This window comes from uncultured Escherichia sp. (assembly GCF_948475835.1).
Taxonomy (GTDB): Bacteria; Pseudomonadota; Gammaproteobacteria; order Enterobacterales; family Enterobacteriaceae; genus ECMA0423.
The window spans coordinates 1-19,292 of record NZ_CAOLGM010000018.1; the positions used below are offsets into that span (position 1 = coordinate 1).

Here is a 19,292-nt window from a genome sequence, read left to right on the forward strand (position 1 = left end):
TCCCAGCCTTTAAATTTAATATTAACTAAAAATGCTTTTTTATATTGACTTACAATAAATCTACATCTCTAATACACCAACTTTTTGGAAACAATATTGTAAGATCAAATTTATATGGTGGCGAAAATTAATCTCTTATCACGGCTTACGCCGCTTTTATTCGTGTTCGCTCCTTTTTTGGCACAGTCAAATATGACTGTTTATCCTATGGCTGTTTCCATTAATAGTCAGGGTGAAGGCAACGTTCGCGTAATATCTAAAAGTAATGAAGTTCAGTACATCAAGGCGACAGTATTCCGTATCGATAATCCATCGACGCCTCAGGAAAATGAAGTTGAGATTAAATCCGGTGATGCAAATCATCTGGTTGTTATGCCACCTAAATTCGCTTTACCAGCCGGTAGTAGCAAAACCGTACGTTTTGTTGCGATGGAACCAGAGCAAAAAGAGAAAAATTATCGCGTTAAATTTGAAGCGGTTCCCAGTATTGATGACGTTGCCACAGATAAAAAAGATCTCTCTATGCAGTTAACAGTTAACTTAATTTGGGGGATTGTTGTTAGTGTTCCACCTCAGCAACCTATTGCTAAGTTAGAAGTAAATGCTGCCCAAAAATTAGTTAATGCAGGGAATCAACGCTTAAAGATTTTAACGATCGCTTATTGTAAAAATAATAGCAAAGAAAATTGTAAGATACAGACCGTAAATAAAAACATCTTCCCTGGTCAGGAAAGAAATCTTGAAAGCATATCTGGCTACGACAAAATCGTTGTCAAATATAATAACTGGATCACCAAAGATAATGGCGAGTTTGAACTGGCGGTCCATTAATTATCATTGTAATAAACGAAGGAATAGTAATGAAAAAGGTATTTGCAAAATCTCTTCTGGTCGCAGCGATGTTTTCTGTTGCAGGCTCCGCATTGGCAGTACAAAAGGATATTACTGTAACGGCCAACGTTGATGCCGCTCTGGATATGACACAGACCGATAACACTGCGTTGCCGAAAGCAGTAGAAATGCAATATCTGCCGGGGCAGGGTCTGCAATCTTACCAGTTGATGACCAAAATCTGGTCTAACGACGTTACCAAAGATGTAAAAATGCAGTTAGTTTCCCCGGCGCAACTGGTTCAAAGCCTGGATGCTAGCAAGATTGTTCCGCTGACAGTAACCTGGGGCGGTGAAGAAATTAAAGCTGATGCGGCAACCACTTTTACCGCAACCAAAATCTTTGCTTCCGATGCGTTAACTAACGGTTCTCTGGCTAAAAACCTGATGTTTGCTCAAACCACCAAAGGTGTTCTGGAGACAGGCATCTACCGTGGTGTAGTAAGCATTTATCTGTCTCAGGATATCTAATCCAGATAACAGAATTAACACGTAACAAAGGGAGGGGTAGCCCTCCCTTATTTTAACTGTTTTAGTATTTGTTATGGATTTCAGGATTGCCATGGATAAAAAATTACTGGCTCTTTTGATCCTGGCGAGTCTCAGCCCGGCAGAGGCGACATTAACCAAAATTCCCGCAGGGTTTGAGGTTATTGCTCAGGGACAGCAGGAGTATATCGAGGTTTATTTTTCAGGGAAAAGTCTCGGTAAATATTATGCAATGGTTAATCTTGATACCGTAACATTTCTTGATCCAGCAAGTCTATATAACAAGCTGGAACTGGATGTAGACGATCAGAAAATCGCGCATATAGTGAAAGAAAAATTATCGCAGCCGCTAGCTCGCCACGGTGAATTGGCTTGCGGTTATGTACGTACTGACTCAGGGTGTGGTTTTCTGAATACCGATACGCTGGAAATAATCTATAATGATGAAGAAAGTTCGGCAACGTTGTTTATTAATCCGCAATGGAATTCAGCTTTCGATGCGAAGTCATTATATTTAAATCCAGACAAAAATACTGTTAATGCTTTTATACATCAGCAAGACATCAATGTTCTGGCACAGGATGATTACCAATCGTTGTCTATTCAGGGAAACGGTGCGCTGGGAATAACAGAAAATAGTTATATTGGTGCACACTGGAATTTCAACGGTTATGATGCAGATGATGTCAGTGACAGTAATGCTGACGTCAGCGATCTCTATTATCGTTATGATTTTTTACGTCGTTATTATGTGCAGGCGGGTCGCATGGACAACCGCACACTATTTAATGCACAAGGCGGGAACTTTACCTTTAACTTTCTGCCACTCGGTGCAATTGATGGGATGCGTATCGGGTCGACACTGAGCTATTTAAACCAGGCGCAAAGCCAGCAAGGAACCCCAGTAATGGTTCTGCTTTCGCGCAATTCTCGTGTTGACGCTTATCGTAATGAGCAACTTTTGGGATCATTTTATCTCAATAGTGGTTCGCAATTTATTGATACCAGTTCCTTTCCGCCTGGCAGCTACAGCGTGGCATTAAAAGTCTACGAAAATAACCAACTCACCCGCACCGAGCTTGTGCCGTTTACCAAAACCGGCGGTCTGACTGACGGAAATGCGCAATGGTTCTTACAGGCAGGTAAAACTACATCACAGGTTTCTGATGATGAAAGTTCAGCTTATCAGCTAGGAGTACGCCTGCCATTACATCCGCAATATGAGCTCTACGCAGGGCTGGCGAATGCCGATGATGTGAGTGCTTTCGAGTTAGGTAATAACTGGACGGCAGATTTAGGCGGGGTGGGGAATCTTGCAATCAGCGCCAGCGTGTTCCGTAACGATGACGGCGGCAAAGGTGATATGCAACAGGCCAACTGGAGTAATCCGGGATGGCCGACGTTGGGCTTTTATCGGACCAACTCTGACGGCGATGCTTGTACAACCGACAGCAGAGAGAGCTATAACGCCTTAAGCTGTTATGAAAGTATTTCCGCGACGGTTTCACAGAATTTTGTCGGCTGGAATATGATGCTGGGTTATACCCGCACACAAAATAACACTGATGATAGTTTGCGTTGGGATAAACAGCAGAGCTTTGAAAATAACTATCTTCGCCAGACAACAGCGCAAAGTATCTCTGAAACTGTACAACTTAGCGCTTCCCGCGCTTTTGTGATGCGTGACTGGATTTTGAGTACGTCAGTCGGTGTTTTCCATCGTAATGACAACGGTGGCGATAACGACGACAACGGCTTGTACTTATCGTTTTCGTTATCTGACACGCCAGCGATGGATAGCAATAACAACAGCCATTCAACCAATGTGTCTACGGATTATCGTTATAGCGAACAGGATGGCGATCAAACGTCATGGCAGTTATCGCATACCTTTTATAACGATTCATTCAGCCATAAAGAACTTGGCGTAACCGTCGGAGGCCTGAACACCGATACCATAAACAGCGCGGTTAACGGGCGTTGGGATGGGCAATACGGAAATGTCTACGCTACCGTATCTGATAGTTATGACCGTAAGAATCATGATCATCTTTCGGCCTTTACGGGCACTTATAGCTCTACGCTGGCTGTCAGTCGCTATGGCGTTAATTTGGGAGCCAGTGGTACAGACGATTTGCTGGGTGCGGTACTGGTGGATGTGAAAGGCTTCTCTGAACAGGATGAAGAGAGTCAGGATCTGCAACTCGAAGCGCGGGTGGCAGGCAGCCGAACTTTGCAGCTTGGTCAAAGTGACAGTGTGTTGTTCCCTTATCCTGGATTTCAGTCTGGTTTTGTTGAGGTTAACGACAGTAGCCAGGGCAATCAGCAGGGGACAACAAACATCATTAACGGTGCAGGGAATCGTGAATTAATGTTGTTGCCTGGCAAGCTGCGCTATCGCGAAGTGTCTGCCAGCTTTAACTACAACTATATCGGTCGTTTATTACTGCCGGCAGCGGTGAAAAAATTCCCGATTGTGGGGCTGAACAGCGCCATGTTACTGGTAGCTGAAGATGGCGGATTTACACTTGAAATTAACGGCAGCGAAAAAGAGCTCTATCTGCTTTCCGGGCAGCAATTCCTTAAGTGTCCACTAAGTGTTGTAAAGAAACGCGCCAGCATTCGTTACAGCGGAGATGTTACTTGTAGTGTGGTGACTTATTCACAATTACCGGAGTCGATTCAGGTTCAGGCACAGTTGAAACAGCCTAAATTACGTGGAAATGTTCAGACGGCGCAAAGGGAGGTTGCACCATGAGAAATCGATTGATTGCGGCGATATTGGGCTTGTTTGGCACGCTCACTGGCGTTCAGGCAGCTCCTGACGTGACCAGTGAAATTACGTATGATTTGGCATCTGGTAGAGCGGATTATTACTTCTGGAAGGATGAAGCGTCGGCAGGAAATAATGGATATATGTGGTATGAATGTTCGTATCCTGACCTCCAACAAACCTGTACAGCTAATGGAAATATATCGACAGTACAAATCTATTTAACTGAACAACGCAGTGGGATGCGTTGGCCGGTAAAACTCAAAGGATTTAAAACAGCCATTGTAAGTAGCGATGAAGCGCCGCCAGGATGCAAGGGGGGCAAAGGGCTTCAGACGAATCTTAAGGATTCTAATAGATCTTCATGTACAGAAGATGGTCAACATTATTATATATACGATACAAAGTTTCTTACGCTCTACCTTGAGCAGACAGAGATGAAGAATTTGCCGATTGGTGGCGTCTGGAAGGGGAAAGTTAAATTACATTCGAACAGCCCGGCCCAGGACTATTTCGCAAATATTACCCTGAATACGCTCGACCCCAACCATATTGACGTGTTCTTCCCGGAGTTCGCCCACGCCACGCCAAGGGTGCAGTTAGACTTGCATCCAACAAGAAGCGTTAACGGCAGCAACTACGCGCAAGATCTGACCATGTTGGACATGTGCCTGTACGATGGTTTTAACGGTAATGCCATCAGTTATGAAATCATGCTCAAAGATGAAGGGCGACCAGCTGCAGGGCGCAGAGACGGTTACTTCTCTATCTATCGTCAGGGAGGGACCACCACCGACGAGGGAGAACGCATTGATTACCGGGTCAAAATGTACAACCCGGAAACCGGTGGGCAAATTGATGTGCGCAATAATGAAAATATGGTCTGGAACAGCATTAACCTGAAACGTGTGCGTCCGGTGGTACTGCCCGGTATTCGCTATGCCGTGATGTGTGTGCCGACACCCTTGACTCTGGCAGTCGATAAATTCAGCGTGATGGATAAACAGGCCGGGTACTACATGGGCAAATTGTCAGTAATCTTTACGCCTTCCTTGCCAACCATCAATTAACCCTGCAAAGCGGACAAACGCTTTTTTCTATATAAACGACGAAGCCGTCTGATAAAGCGGCTTCGTCATTACAACTTAAGTTAAACGTTAATGTTGCGGTGCGGGATTGTTATGTGTTTCCTGCGCCACCTCAATCGCCGGTTTGTTCTGCAACACGGTCCAGATAACCAGCGCACCTAACAGGTCAAATACTGCCAGAACTGCGAACAGCGGGCTGAAGCCGATGGTGTCAGCCAGTGCACCGACAACCAGCGCAAACAGCGTACTTGCCAGCCATGCGGACATCCCGGTTAAACCGTTCGCCGTCGCCACTTCGTTACGACCGAACACGTCAGAAGAGAGCGTAATCAGCGCGCCAGACAGTGCCTGGTGGGCAAAACCACCGATACACAGCAGCATAATTGCGACATACGGGTTGGTGAACAGACCGATCATACCCGGGCCAATCATCAGCACAGCACCCAGCGTTACGACCATCTTACGGGAAACGATCAGGTTCACACCAAACCAACGCTGGAACAGCGGCGGCAGGTAACCACCGAGGATACAACCGAGGTCAGCAAACAGCATCGGCATCCAGGCGAACATCGCGATCTCTTTCAGGTTAAAGCCGTAAACTTTAAACATGAACAGCGGGATCCACGCGTTAAAAGTACCCCAGGCCGGTTCTGCCAGGAAACGCGGCAGTGCGATACCCCAGAACTGACGGTTACGCAGGATCTGACCAACGGACATTTTCTTCGCCGTGCTCACCTGGTGCTGGGCTTCCTGACCATTAATAATATAGTCGCGTTCTTCATCGGTCAGATGCTTCTGGTCGCGCGGATGTTTATAGAAAATCAGCCATGCCATCGCCCAGATAAAGCTCAATGCACCGGAGATGATAAATGCCATCTGCCAGCTGTGCATTACGATTGCCCATACCACCAGCGGCGGCGCAATCATCGCACCAATCGAAGAACCTACGTTAAAGTAACCTACCGCGATGGAACGCTCTTTCGCCGGGAACCATTCGGAGCTGGCTTTCAGACCCGCCGGGATCATCGCTGCTTCCGCGGCACCGACTGCACCACGAGCAATCGCCAGGCCACCCCAGCTACCAGCCAGCGCGGTTGCACCACAGAACACGGCCCACAGCACAGCAAACATTGCATAACCGATTTTCGTACCCAGCACATCCAGTACATAGCCCGCTACCGGTTGCATGACCGTATAAGCAGCAGAATAGGCTGCGATGATATAGGAATACTGTTGGGTGGAGATGTTTAACTCTTCCATCAGAGTTGGCGCAGCTGCCGCCACAGTGTTACGCGTCAGGTAACCAAGCACGGTGCCAAGCGTCACCAGTGCGATCATATACCAACGTAACCCTTTAATTTTACGCATGTAAAACCTCATCGTTTTGTTATATCCGCAGGAAGCGCGGCCATCATCCCGCCAGAGGCTGAAGATGTTAGTTACGACCGGGTAACCGAAAAAAAACCGGCACGCCCCGAACGTTGCCATGAAAGTTTCGTGCTAATTCGGCTTCCGTACCGGTTAACCCGATTCATCTAACAAATGAATGAATCGGCAATTTGCATTCCGTCGACTTATGATTTGCGACGGCAGAAAGATAACTTGTCATACAACTTTAAAAGGTGAGAGCCATCACAAATGTGCGAATATTTGTAGGGACATTACCTGACGACAGCGAGGCCAGTACTGGCGCGGCCTGCAGAGAGATTTACCACTTTGAGAGTAATTTTTTTAACTACGTTTATTGATCTAACTCACGAAAATATCTTCGGACTCTGGAAATTGGTGTGATAACTTTGTCAGCATCGCACCATAAGCAAGCTAGCTCACTCGTTGAGAGGAAGACGAAAATGACTCCGTTTATGACTGAAGATTTCCTGTTAGATACCGAATTTGCCCGCCGTCTGTATCACGACTACGCAAAAGACCAGCCGATTTTCGATTACCATTGCCATTTGCCGCCGCAGCAGATTGCGGAAGACTATCGTTTTAAAAACCTGTATGACATCTGGCTGAAAGGCGATCACTACAAATGGCGCGCTATGCGTACCAACGGTGTGGCCGAGCGTCTGTGTACCGGTGATGCGTCTGACCGTGAAAAATTTGACGCCTGGGCGGCGACTGTTCCGCACACTATCGGCAACCCGTTATACCACTGGACGCACCTCGAACTGCGTCGTCCGTTTGGTATCACTGGCAAATTGCTTTCTCCGTCAACTGCCGATGAAATCTGGAACGAATGTAACGAACTGCTGGCGCAGGATAACTTCTCCGCGCGCGGCATCATGCAGCAGATGAACGTGAAAATGGTCGGCACCACCGATGACCCGATCGATTCTCTGGAGCATCACGCAGAGATCGCCAAAGACGGCTCTTTCACCATCAAAGTGCTGCCGAGCTGGCGTCCGGACAAAGCCTTCAACATCGAACAGGCGACCTTTAACGACTACATGGCGAAGCTGGGCGAAGTTTCCGATACCGACATTCGCCGCTTTGCTGACCTGCAAACTGCCTTGACCAAACGTCTGGATCACTTCGCCGCTCACGGCTGTAAAGTGTCTGACCATGCGCTGGACGTGGTGATGTTTGCTGAAGCGAACGAAGCGGAACTGGACAGCATTCTGGCGCGCCGTCTGGCTGGCGAAACCCTGAGCGAGCACGAAGTGGCACAGTTCAAAACTGCGGTACTGGTGTTCCTTGGTGCCGAATATGCACGTCGCGGCTGGGTACAGCAGTACCACATTGGCGCGCTGCGTAATAACAACCTGCGTCAGTTCAAACTGCTGGGGCCGGATGTAGGCTTTGACTCCATCAACGACCGTCCGATGGCAGAAGAGTTGTCTAAGCTGCTGAGCAAGCAGAACGAAGAAAACCTGCTGCCGAAAACCATTCTCTACTGCCTGAACCCGCGCGATAACGAAGTGCTGGGCACCATGATCGGTAACTTCCAGGGCGAAGGTATGCCGGGCAAAATGCAGTTCGGTTCCGGCTGGTGGTTTAACGATCAGAAAGACGGTATGGAACGTCAGATGACCCAACTGGCGCAGCTCGGTTTGCTGAGCCGCTTTGTCGGTATGCTGACTGACAGCCGTAGCTTCCTGTCATACACCCGTCACGAATACTTCCGCCGCATTCTGTGCCAGATGATCGGTCGCTGGGTGGAAGCGGGCGAAGCACCGGCGGACATTAACCTGCTGGGCGAGATGGTGAAAAATATTTGCTTTAACAATGCGCGTGACTACTTCGCCATTGAACTGAACTAAGGTCTGGGGTTGATATGCAATACATCAAGATCCATGCGCTGGATAACGTCGCGGTCGCTTTAGCGGATTTGGCTGAAGGCACAGAAGTCAGTGTCGATAACCAGACTGTTACGCTGCGCCAGGATGTTGCTCGTGGACATAAATTTGCGTTAACGGATATCGCAAAAGGGGCCAATGTCATCAAATATGGCCTGCCGATTGGTTATGCATTGGCGGATATTGCGGCAGGTGTTCACGTCCACGCCCACAATACGCGCACGAATCTGAGCGATCTGGATCAGTATCGCTATCAACCTGATTTTCAGGATCTGCCTGCGCAAGCGGCAGATCGTGAAGTGCAGATCTATCGTCGCGCTAACGGCGATGTCGGGGTGCGTAACGAGCTGTGGATCCTGCCAACCGTGGGCTGTGTCAACGGCATCGCGCGGCAAATCCAGAACCGTTTCCTGAAAGAGACCAACAACGCTGAAGGTACCGACGGCGTGTTCCTCTTCAGCCACACCTACGGCTGCTCACAGCTGGGCGACGATCACATTAATACCCGCACCATGCTGCAAAACATGGTGCGCCACCCGAACGCGGGCGCAGTGCTGGTGATTGGTCTGGGCTGTGAAAACAACCAGGTTGCCGCATTCCGTGAAACGTTGGGCGATATCGATCCTGAACGCGTTCATTTCATGATCTGCCAACAGCAGGATGATGAGATCGAAGCCGGAATCGAGCATTTGCATCAGCTGTATAACGTGATGCGCAACGATAAACGCGAGCCAGGCAAACTCAGCGAACTGAAGTTTGGTCTGGAGTGCGGTGGTTCTGACGGTCTTTCTGGTATTACTGCTAACCCGATGCTGGGGCGTTTCTCTGACTACGTGATTGCTAACGGCGGTACTACCGTACTGACCGAAGTGCCGGAGATGTTTGGCGCAGAGCAGTTGCTGATGGACCATTGCCGCGACGAAGCAACGTTTGAAAAACTGGTCACCATGGTCAACGACTTCAAACAGTACTTTATTGCCCATGACCAGCCGATCTATGAAAACCCATCGCCGGGGAACAAAGCGGGCGGTATCACCACGCTGGAAGATAAATCCCTTGGCTGTACCCAGAAAGCGGGTTCCAGCGTCGTGGTTGACGTGCTGCGTTACGGCGAGCGTCTGAAAACGCCGGGGCTGAACTTGTTAAGTGCGCCGGGTAACGATGCCGTAGCGACCAGCGCCCTGGCGGGTGCGGGCTGCCATATGGTGCTGTTCAGTACTGGTCGTGGCACGCCATACGGCGGCTTTGTACCGACGGTGAAAATCGCTACCAACAGTGAACTGGCGGCGAAGAAAAAACACTGGATCGACTTTGACGCGGGTCAGCTGATCCACGGTAAAGCGATGCCGCAGTTGCTGGAAGAATTTATCGACACCATCGTTGAGTTTGCCAACGGTAAACAAACCTGCAACGAGCGTAACGACTTCCGCGAACTGGCGATCTTCAAAAGCGGCGTAACGCTATAAAGTCGAAATGAGTTGTTAATAAAAAACGGCGTTTCATAATGTGAAGCGCCGTTTGCTTTTCCATACCTGCTAAGGATTTATCATGACCGCGTATTGGCTGGCCCAGGGCGTGGGTGTCATCGCCTTTCTGATTGGTATCACAACATTTTTCAATCGTGACGAACGTCGCTTCAAAAAGCAGCTTTCGGTCTATAGCGCCGTTATTGGCGTACATTTTTTTCTTCTGGGCACCTATCCCGCTGGTGCCAGTGCCATCCTTAATGCCATTCGTACATTGATTACCTTACGCACGCGCAGCTTATGGGTAATGGCGATTTTTATTGTGCTGACTGGCGGAATTGGCCTCGCGAAGTTCCATCATCCTGTCGAACTATTGCCGGTTATCGGTACGATTGTCAGTACCTGGGCGCTGTTCCGCTGTAAAGGGCTCACCATGCGCTGCGTGATGTGGTTTTCAACGTGTTGCTGGGTGATTCACAACTTCTGGGCGGGGTCGATAGGCGGCACGATGATTGAGGGTAGTTTTCTGCTTATGAATGGCCTGAATATCATTCGTTTCTGGCGGATGCAGAAAAGGGGAATTGATCCGTTTAAAGTAGAGAAAACCCCTCCCGCCGTAGACGAAAGGGGTTAAACAATTAATTACGCAGGGCGCTATTTGCCAGACGATCGTCTTCCGCCTGGCAAGCTGCCGCAGTGAACAGCACGTCAGTTGAAGAGTTCAGCGCGGTTTCGCAAGAGTCCTGCAATACGCCGATGATAAAGCCGACGGCAACCACCTGCATGGCGATATCGTTCGAAATACCGAACATATTACAGGCCAGCGGGATCAGCAGCAGAGAACCCCCCGCCACGCCGGATGCGCCACAGGCACACAGAGAAGCCACCACGCTCAACAGCAGCGCCGTGGGCAGATCGACCGGGGTCCCCAGCGTATTAACCGCAGCCAGCGTCAACACGGTAATGGTGATTGCTGCGCCCGCCATATTGATGGTGGCACCCAGCGGAATAGAAACGGAATAGGTATCGCGATCCAGATTCAGCTTTTCACACAGTGCCATATTCACCGGAATGTTCGCCGCAGAGCTGCGGGTGAAGAAGGCATACACGCCGCTTTCGCGCAGGCACAGCAGCACCAGCGGGAACGGGTTACGACGAATTTTCCACCACACCAGCAATGGGTTAACCACCAGCGCCACCAGTAACATACAGCCAACCAGCACGACCAGCAGTTGCGCGTAGCCCCACAGTGTGGAGAAACCGGTGGTTGCCAGGGTAGAAGAAACCAGACCAAAAATACCAATCGGTGCGAAGCGAATGACCAGTTTCACCATAAAGGTGACGGCATTCGACATATCGTTGACCAGGTTTTTGGTGGTCTCGTTACCGTGACGCAGTGCGAAACCGAGGCCAATTGCCCACACCAGGATCCCGATGTAGTTACCTTTCAGCAGCGCGTCGATGGGGTTGGAAACCATGCTCATTACCAGCCCGCGCATCACTTCTACAATGCCTGACGGTGGCGAAATATCACCCGCGCTACTGGATAAGTGCAGGGTAGAAGGGAAGGCGAAGCTGAAAACGACTGCGGCCAGAGCAGCAGAGAAGGTACCCAGCAGATAGAGGAACAAAATAGGGCGGATATTGGTTTTCTGCCCGTGCTGGTGGTTAGCAATAGATGCCATCACCAGCATCAACACCAGGATGGGGGCAACGGCTTTCAGTGCGCCGACGAACAAAGTACCTAACAGACCAACAGCTTCCGCCGCGGGTTTTGAGATCCATGCCAGAAGAATCCCCAGAACAAGGCCGACCAGGATTTGTTTTACCAGGCTGCCATGAGCCAGACGCCGGAATAGCCCCGGTGAACGTTGCGTAGTCATTTTTCGATCCTTTCATTGTGTTGTCGCACATCCCTGGTGCGTTCTGTCGACGCATCTTTCAGGATGTAACAAAGTGTTTGCAAGGTCGAGTATAAGGAAAGTTACAGCTTCGGGAAGCGAAAAATGCTGGATTTTAAAGAGAGGTCATATTTTGCAACTTAATGGTTACATTTATTTGACATAAAAATAAAGCCAACGTGCGGCTTCCAGACTGATGACAACATCAAAAAAGGACTCGGTCAGTCCCCTCGCCCCGTTTGGGGAGAGGGTTAGGGTGAGGGGAACAGGCCAGCATCGGTGCGAAAAATTACCCTCACCCCGACCCTCTCCCTGGAAGGGAGAGGGAGAAAACGGTGCTCATGTTAATGACAGGGTACACGGCTTAGGCAGATTAAAAATTATCCACCCCGCTGCTTATCATGCCGATAATTCACCCAGGCGTTGATAATAAACGTCATCACCAGAATGCCAAACACCACGCCCAGCGAGACGGCGATTGGAATATGGTAGAAGTCGACAATCAGCATCTTGATACCGATAAACACCAGAATCACCGCCAGGCCATATTTGAGCATCGAGAAACGCTCTGCTACGCCCGCCAGCAGGAAATACATCGCACGCAGGCCGAGGATCGCAAACAGGTTTGAGGTCAGCACAATGAACGGGTCAGTGGTCACGGCGAAGATAGCCGGAATGCTATCCACGGCGAAAATCACGTCGCTCAATTCCACCAGAATCAGTACCAGCATCAGCGGTGTGGCGTACAGCAATCCATTCTTACGCACAAAGAAATGCTCGTTGTCGATGGTGTCGGTCATGCGCAAATGACCGCGTAGCCAGCGCACCAGCGGCTTGTCGCCAATGCCTGATTCATCTTCATGGGCGAGCGCCATCTTCACGCCGGTAAACAGCAGGAAGGCACCGAAGATATACAGGATCCAGTCGAACTGTGAAATCAGCCAGCTGCCTGTGAAGATCATGATGGTACGCAGAACAATCGCCCCGAGCACGCCATACACCAGCACGCGGCGTTGTAATGCCGCCGGAACAGAGAAATAGCTGAACAACATCAGCCAGACAAAGACGTTATCGACCGCCAGCGATTTCTCAATCAGATAGCCCGTGAGAAAGGCCAGTGCCTGTGGATCGGCAACGGCGCGACCTTCAGTTTGCACCAGATACCACCAGAAAGCGGCGTTAAACAGTAACGACAGCGTCACCCAGACCAGCGACCAGGCCGCAGCCTGTTTCATGGTCATGGCATGTGCCCCACGACGCCCCTGCAACAACAGGTCGATAGCCAGCATAATGGCGACAACAACAGCGAATCCGCCCCATAGCAACGGCGTGCCGACAGTATTCATAGAAGTTCCTTACACATAAAAAAACGGCCAACGTCGGAAGACGTCAGCCGCTGCTTTTTATGCATAGACCTCGCCTTCCGGCAAGGTCTCACTTACAACAAAAAAGGAATACGTCTGCGTATTCCTTTCGGGTTGCCCGGTGACCGGATGTGGTTTTTCACACATCGTAATGACGATCGACCGGCAATGAAGTTACTCCCCTTTGCAGGTAACAAAGTATGACAGACCATTCAGCCAGTCAATGGTCTGTTACATACCTTTTACACTGTTTTACTTTGGCAATTATAGTTTTACGCTATCTGCCGGAAAAATCACCCCAGTCTGGCGGCGGAGCTCGGTCAGCAGTTTGGCGGTGATGCGACTGACCGCCAGCCCCGGATGATCCACCAGATGCTCATCCACCAGGGTAGCGAACAGCTCTGCTTCGTAGAGCATGGTATTAATATGCTGCGGCTGGGTGAGATCCTGCATTTGGCTGCCACGCGGCACGAAGCACACTTTCTGGCATTCAGACAGTTTTTCAATCACCAGCGATCCTGCTTCGCCCTGAATCTCGCTCGCCAGGACAGAATCACTGACTTTTGAGTGCTGCAAGGTGACGCTGAAATCACCGTAATCCATCACCACCACGCCGTGGGCATCTACACCGCTTGCCAGCAAACTGGCGGTTGCCTGCACGCTTTTCGGCTCACCAAATAACGCCACCGCCGACGCCAGGCAGTAAAAGCCGATATCCATAATTGAACCGTTAGAGAATGACGGATTAAAGGTGTTGGGATTTTCACCGTCCAGGTAACGTTGATAGCGCGAGGAATACTGGCAATAGTTGAAAAAGACTTTACGCAATTTGCCGACTTTCGGCAGCGCCTGGCGCAGCAAATGAAAGTTCGGCAGGCAGGCGGTTTTAAATGCCTCAAACAGCACCACCTGATTTTCCCGCGCACAGGCAATGGCGGCATCCACTTCCGCCAGATTCGACGCCAGTGGTTTCTCGCAAATCACATGAATTTTATGGCTAAGGAAAAGTTGTGTCTGGGAAAAGTGCAGGGCATTCGGGCTGGCAATATACACCGCGTCAATGGCATCGCTTTCCGCCATCGCTTCCAGCGAGGTAAACAGATGCTCGACAGAAAAATCATTGGCGAAGTGCTGAGCCTGCTCAAGGCTGCGGGAATATACGGCGGTTAACTTGTATTTACCGCTCTCATGGGCGGCCTCGACGAACTGGCGAGTGATCCAGTTCGTACCAATCACAGCGAAACGTATCATAACGCGTGGATACTCCATAAAGGGATTCTGTCGTCAATGTAGCACGCCTTTTTCATCTTCGACGTGCGCAGATACGCATTATTCTTTTGCCGGACAGCCATGCTCACTAAACGGCCCAATCATGACCGATGGCCCGAGATATTTCGGCTGGCGATGGAGGATTTTGGCGTCAATCACGGCGCTGACACGAGCGAGTTTCTCCCGCAGTTGAGTATAAAAACCGTGCTTCATATTGAGGTCAGGCGCGTTAAAACCGATAGCGTCGATGCTGTACTGTTTTGCCAGCCAGATGGCGCGTTGGTTATGAAATTCTTGCGAGATAATGGTGATATGGTTTTCACCAAAAACCTTTTTGGCACGCACTACCGAATCCAGCGTTGAGAATCCGGCATAGTCGCAGAAGATCACTTTCGCCGGTACGCCTTTAGCGATCAAAGCCTGCTGCATACCTGAGGCTTCATCGTAATTTTTACGTCCGTTATCGCCACTTACCAGTAGCCATTTCACTTTTCCGGCGTGGTACAACGCTGCTGCGGTATCAATACGTCGGGTAAAGTAGCGATTACCCGGCCTGGCCCCCAGCAATAAGCCCACGTTACGCTCCGGAACTGCGTTGACATCGCTCCAGGTCAGCTGCTTGCTGGCGTTGACCATAACGCGATCGGCAATAAAAATGGTCGCTCCTGCTATAAGCAACAACAAACAGCCAATCTTAAGAGTCCGGCGAGAAAAACAAATACGGAGAAGAAGGCGGGGCTGCATGGTCGTTATCCTTAACGAAAGGGGGGAGGTCGATTTTAGGCGCTAAAGAAAGAAAAGATAACGCCTGACATCATTTTCAGATTTTGTCCTGCCCAAGCGACAACTGCGTTAGCCACAGCCGGGTGTCGAACTCAAGCTGGTGGTACTGCGGCTCCATATGGCAGCACAACTGGTAAAACGCTTTGTTATGCTCTTTCTCCTTCAGGTGCGCCAGTTCGTGCACCACGATCATACGTAAAAACGGTTCCGGCGCGTTGCGAAACACAGTAGCGACGCGGATCTCTGCTTTTGCTTTCAGCTTGCCGCCCTGCACACGAGAAACAGCGGTATGTAACCCGAGCGCGTTTTTTAGCACATGGATCTTATTGTCATACATCACTTTATTGATCGGCGGGGCATTACGCAGAAACTGATTTTTCAGATCCTGAGTATATTGCCAGAGGGCTTTATCGGTGGCGTAGTCGTGTGTTCCCGGATAGCGTTTTGCCAGCACATCGCCCAGACGCTGTTCGTTAATCAGCGTTCGCACCTGGGAAAGTAGCTGCTCGGGATAACCCTGAAGATAAGTAAGATTGTTCATAACCGCCCACGAAAAAGAGAAAAAGGGTATACTCACGCACCCTTTTCAGGGGCAACGTCGAAATTTTATCATTCAGGAGGGCCGATGAGCCACTTAGACAACGGTTTCCGTTCACTGACACTACAACGTTTTCCGGCGACGGATGACGTTAACCCGCTACAGGCGTGGGAAGCGGCGGATGAATATTTGCTGCAACAGTTGGACGACACAGAAATCCGCGGCCCGGTGTTGATCCTGAATGATGCCTTTGGTGCGTTAAGCTGCGCGCTGGCGGAACATAAGCCGTACAGCATTGGCGACTCATACATCAGTGAACTGGCGACGCGCGAGAATTTACGCCTCAACGGGATTGATGAGTCGAGCGTGAAGTTTCTCGACAGCACCGCCGACTACCCGCAACAGCCGGGTGTGGTGCTGATCAAAGTGCCGAAAACACTGGCATTGCTGGAACAGCAACTGCGTGCGCTGCGCAAAGTGGTCACGTCGGATACACGTATTATTGCCGGTGCCAAAGCCCGTGACATTCACACTTCCACGCTGGAGCTGTTCGAGAAAGTGCTCGGCCCGACCACCACTACGCTGGCATGGAAAAAAGCGCGCCTGATTAATTGCACTTTCAATGAACCGCCGCTGGCCGATGCGCCGCAGACCGTTAGCTGGAAGCTGGAAGGTACTGACTGGACTATCCACAACCATGCGAATGTCTTCTCCCGCAACGGGCTGGATATTGGCGCACGCTTCTTTATGCAACATCTGCCAGAGAATCTCGAAGGTGAGATTGTCGATCTCGGCTGTGGTAACGGCGTTATTGGCCTGACGCTGCTTGATAAAAACCCGCAGGCGAAAGTGGTGTTTGTCGATGAATCGCCGATGGCGGTCGCTTCCAGCCGAATGAATGTTGAAACCAACATGCCAGAGGCGTTGGATCGCTGCGAGTTTATGATCAACAACGCGCTCTCCGGAGTGGAGCCTTTCCGCTTTAATGCTGTGCTCTGCAACCCGCCGTTTCATCAGCAACATGCGCTGACCGATAACGTCGCCAGGGAGATGTTCCACCACGCCCGCCGCTGCCTGAAAATCAACGGCGAACTGTATATCGTTGCCAACCGTCACCTGGATTACTTCCATAAACTGAAGAAGATTTTCGGCAACTGCACCACCATCGCCACGAATAATAAATTTGTGGTGCTGAAAACAGTGAAGCTGGGGCGTCGTCGGTAAGATTGGGAGTTACCTGCCGGATGCGGCGTTAACGCCTTATCCGGCCTACGTTCAGCACGTTACTCCCAGGCCGGATAAGACGCGGCAAGCGTCGCATCCGGCACTTCAACGCACTTTTTAAATCTCCAGCGCCAGCCGTGTTCCCTGGGCAATTGCCCGTCGTGCGTCCAGCTCCATAGCCACATCGCAGCCGCCAATTAAATGCACCGTTTTCCCGCTATCAATCAGCGGTTGCGCCAGCGCGCGGTTTGACTCTTGCCCTGCGCAGATCACCACATTGTCCACTGCTAATACCTGCGTTTCGCCGTTGATCACCACATGCAGCCCGTCATCGTCAATCTTCTGATAACTTACGCCTGGGATCATTTTCACACCCCGCGAGAGCAGGGTGGTGCGATGGATCCAGCCGGTGGTTTTGCCTAACCCCTGTCCCGGTTTGCTGGCTTTGCGCTGGAGCATCACAATTTGCCGTGGGCTACGCGGGATCTGCATTCCCTGCGGGCTTAAGCCACCAGCCTGTTGTAGGCTGCTGTCGATCCCCCACTCATTACAGAACCTGGCGATATTCTGGCTGGTGGATTCGCCCGGCTGACTTAAATACATCGCCGTATCAAAACCAATCCCGCCACAACCGATGATGGCAACCTTGTTGCCTACCGGCGCTTTGTCGCGCAGTACATCGAGATAACTCAATACCTTCGGATGATCGATCCCGTCGATAGGCGGAACGCGCGGCACGATCCCACTGGCGAGGATCGTTTCATCGAACGCCTGTAACTGATCCGCCGTCACGGTGTGATTGAGTTTCAGCGTCACGCCCGTCACTTCGATCATCCGGCGGTAGTAGCGCAGCGTTTCGTAAAACTCCTCTTTGCCGGGGATCTGTTTGGCGATATTAAACTGCCCGCCGATCTCGCTGTGCGCATCAAACAATGTTACCTGATGCCCACGCGCCGCCGCGTTAATGGCAAACGCCAGCCCAGCAGGTCCAGCGCCGACCACCGCCAGATTTTTTTTCTGCACGGCGGGAAGGATTGGCATTTTGGTTTCGTGGCAGGCGCGAGGATTCACCAGGCACGAGGTGACTTTGCCAACGAAGATCTGATCGAGGCAGGCCTGGTTGCAGCCAATACAAGTGTTGATCTCATCGGCTCGCCCTGATTGCGCTTTTGACAGCAGTTCCGCATCCGCGAGAAACGGTCGCGCCATCGATACTATATCGGCATCGCCGCGCGAGAGAATATCGTCGGCAACCTGCGGATCGTTAATCCGGTTGGTGGTTACCAGCGGCAGCGAGACGTGGCCTTTCAGTTTGCGCGTGACCCAGCTAAATGCGCCGCGCGGCACGGGCGTGGCGATGGTCGGAATCCGCGCTTCGTGCCAGCCTATTCCGGTGTTGATAATGGTCGCGCCCGCCGCTTCAATGGCCTGCGCCAGTTCTACCGTTTCGGCAAAAGTGCCGCCGCCTTCGACCAGGTCGAGCATCGACAACCGGTAAATAATAATGAAGTCGTTGCCGACGCGTTCGCGCACCGTACGCACTACTTCTACGGCAAATCGCATCCGGTTGCGGTAATCGCCGCCCCACTGGTCACTACGCTGATTGGTGCGCAGCGTCAGAAATTCGTTGATCAAATACCCTTCAGAGCCCATCACTTCGACGCCATCGTATCCGGCCTCCCGCGCCAGTTGCGCGCAGCGGGCGAAATCGTCGATCAGTTGCAGGATCTCTTCATGGGTGAGTTCGTGAGGAACGAAACGGTTGATGGGGGCCTGCAATGCGGACGGTGCGACCAGATGCGGTTGGTAGCTGTAGCGCCCGGTATGCAAAATTTGCAGGGCGATTTTGCCGCCTTCCTGATGTACGGCTTCGGTAATGGTGCGATGGTGTGGGATCTGGCTGGCGTCGTTGAGCATTGCGCCACCTTCCATGCCAACGCCTGTTAAATCTGGTGCAATGCCGCCGCTGACAATCAGCGCCACGCCGTGACGGGCGCGTTCGGCATAAAACGCTGCCAGCCGTTCAGCACCGTCCGGGTATTCCTCCAGCCCGGTGTGCATTGAACCCATCAACACGCGGTTTTTTAACGTGGTAAAACCTAAATCCAGCGGGGCGAACAGCGACGGGTAGCTCATAAAATTGTCCAGTATGTAAAATAATTGTTATGTGGTCGGATGAGTTCTAATTTAGCCGTCGCCGGAGAAAAG

General features: G+C 50.8%; 15 protein-coding genes. 8 read left to right on the forward strand and 7 right to left on the reverse strand.

All coding sequences use genetic code 11. The features are described from left to right. Nucleotides 1-114: 114 nt before the first annotated feature. From QZF50_RS05775 to QZF50_RS05790, 4 genes are all read left to right on the forward strand, one after another. Nucleotides 115-831, forward strand: a complete 717-nt coding sequence (locus tag QZF50_RS05775; protein ID WP_000225866.1) for a fimbria/pilus periplasmic chaperone — start codon at nucleotides 115-117, stop codon at nucleotides 829-831. A 29-nt stretch (nucleotides 832-860) separates the two neighbouring features. Beyond that, nucleotides 861-1,361, forward strand: coding sequence for a CS1 type fimbrial major subunit (locus QZF50_RS05780; protein WP_000755097.1), 501 nt, complete (start codon nucleotides 861-863; stop codon nucleotides 1,359-1,361). 91 nt (nucleotides 1,362-1,452) lie between these two features. Further along, a complete protein-coding gene (locus QZF50_RS05785) occupies nucleotides 1,453-4,137 on the forward strand; it encodes a TcfC E-set like domain-containing protein (protein WP_000358666.1) in 2,685 nt (894 codons plus the stop codon). Further along, nucleotides 4,134-5,222, forward strand: a complete 1,089-nt coding sequence (locus tag QZF50_RS05790) for a CfaE/CblD family pilus tip adhesin (RefSeq protein WP_001472314.1) — start codon at nucleotides 4,134-4,136, stop codon at nucleotides 5,220-5,222. Before QZF50_RS05785 ends, QZF50_RS05790 begins: the two co-directional genes overlap by 4 nt. Nucleotides 5,223-5,309: 87 nt before the next feature. Here the strand turns inward: QZF50_RS05790 and exuT are convergent, their stop codons facing one another. Then, a complete protein-coding gene (gene exuT / locus QZF50_RS05795) occupies nucleotides 5,310-6,608 on the reverse strand; it encodes a hexuronate transporter ExuT (RefSeq protein WP_001297161.1) in 1,299 nt (432 codons plus the stop codon). Nucleotides 6,609-7,090: 482 nt separating this feature from the next. On the opposite strand from exuT, the gene uxaC reads away from it, so the two are divergent. From uxaC to QZF50_RS05810, 3 genes are all read left to right on the forward strand, one after another. After that, on the forward strand, nucleotides 7,091-8,503 hold the full coding sequence (uxaC, locus tag QZF50_RS05800; RefSeq protein ID WP_000187442.1) for a glucuronate isomerase: 1,413 nt from the start codon (nucleotides 7,091-7,093) through the stop codon (nucleotides 8,501-8,503). 14 nt (nucleotides 8,504-8,517) lie between these two features. Beyond that, nucleotides 8,518-10,005, forward strand: a complete 1,488-nt coding sequence (gene uxaA, locus QZF50_RS05805) for an altronate dehydratase (protein ID WP_001199390.1) — start codon at nucleotides 8,518-8,520, stop codon at nucleotides 10,003-10,005. Between the two features lie 82 nt (nucleotides 10,006-10,087). Next, the gene (locus QZF50_RS05810; protein WP_000128137.1) at nucleotides 10,088-10,639 is read left to right on the forward strand and encodes a YgjV family protein; all 552 of its coding nucleotides are present in this window, start codon (nucleotides 10,088-10,090) and stop codon (nucleotides 10,637-10,639) included. Between the two features lie 4 nt (nucleotides 10,640-10,643). Here QZF50_RS05810 and sstT read toward each other — a convergent pair whose 3' ends face one another. The 5 genes from sstT to QZF50_RS05835 form a co-directional block, all read right to left on the reverse strand. Then, nucleotides 10,644-11,888 (reverse strand): serine/threonine transporter SstT, encoded by a 1,245-nt coding sequence (gene sstT / locus QZF50_RS05815; RefSeq protein WP_000211657.1) that lies wholly within the window; start codon nucleotides 11,886-11,888, stop codon nucleotides 10,644-10,646. Nucleotides 11,889-12,286: 398 nt separating this feature from the next. Continuing rightward, the gene (gene alx / locus QZF50_RS05820) at nucleotides 12,287-13,252 is read right to left on the reverse strand and encodes a TerC family membrane protein Alx (RefSeq protein ID WP_001098806.1); all 966 of its coding nucleotides are present in this window, start codon (nucleotides 13,250-13,252) and stop codon (nucleotides 12,287-12,289) included. Between the two features lie 282 nt (nucleotides 13,253-13,534). Next, on the reverse strand, nucleotides 13,535-14,521 hold the full coding sequence (locus tag QZF50_RS05825) for a Gfo/Idh/MocA family oxidoreductase (protein ID WP_001472311.1): 987 nt from the start codon (nucleotides 14,519-14,521) through the stop codon (nucleotides 13,535-13,537). Nucleotides 14,522-14,599: 78 nt separating this feature from the next. Further along, nucleotides 14,600-15,283: a vancomycin high temperature exclusion protein gene (locus tag QZF50_RS05830; RefSeq protein WP_001183049.1), complete on the reverse strand. Its 684-nt coding sequence runs from the start codon at nucleotides 15,281-15,283 to the stop codon at nucleotides 14,600-14,602. A 76-nt stretch (nucleotides 15,284-15,359) separates the two neighbouring features. Next, nucleotides 15,360-15,863, reverse strand: coding sequence for a M48 family metallopeptidase (locus QZF50_RS05835; protein WP_001297151.1), 504 nt, complete (start codon nucleotides 15,861-15,863; stop codon nucleotides 15,360-15,362). An 84-nt stretch (nucleotides 15,864-15,947) separates the two neighbouring features. On the opposite strand from QZF50_RS05835, the gene rlmG reads away from it, so the two are divergent. Continuing rightward, a complete protein-coding gene (gene rlmG, locus QZF50_RS05840) occupies nucleotides 15,948-17,084 on the forward strand; it encodes a 23S rRNA (guanine(1835)-N(2))-methyltransferase RlmG (protein WP_001472310.1) in 1,137 nt (378 codons plus the stop codon). Nucleotides 17,085-17,201: 117 nt separating this feature from the next. Here the strand turns inward: rlmG and fadH are convergent, their stop codons facing one another. Beyond that, nucleotides 17,202-19,220, reverse strand: coding sequence for an NADPH-dependent 2,4-dienoyl-CoA reductase (gene fadH / locus QZF50_RS05845; protein ID WP_001472309.1), 2,019 nt, complete (start codon nucleotides 19,218-19,220; stop codon nucleotides 17,202-17,204). Nucleotides 19,221-19,292 lie beyond the last annotated feature (72 nt).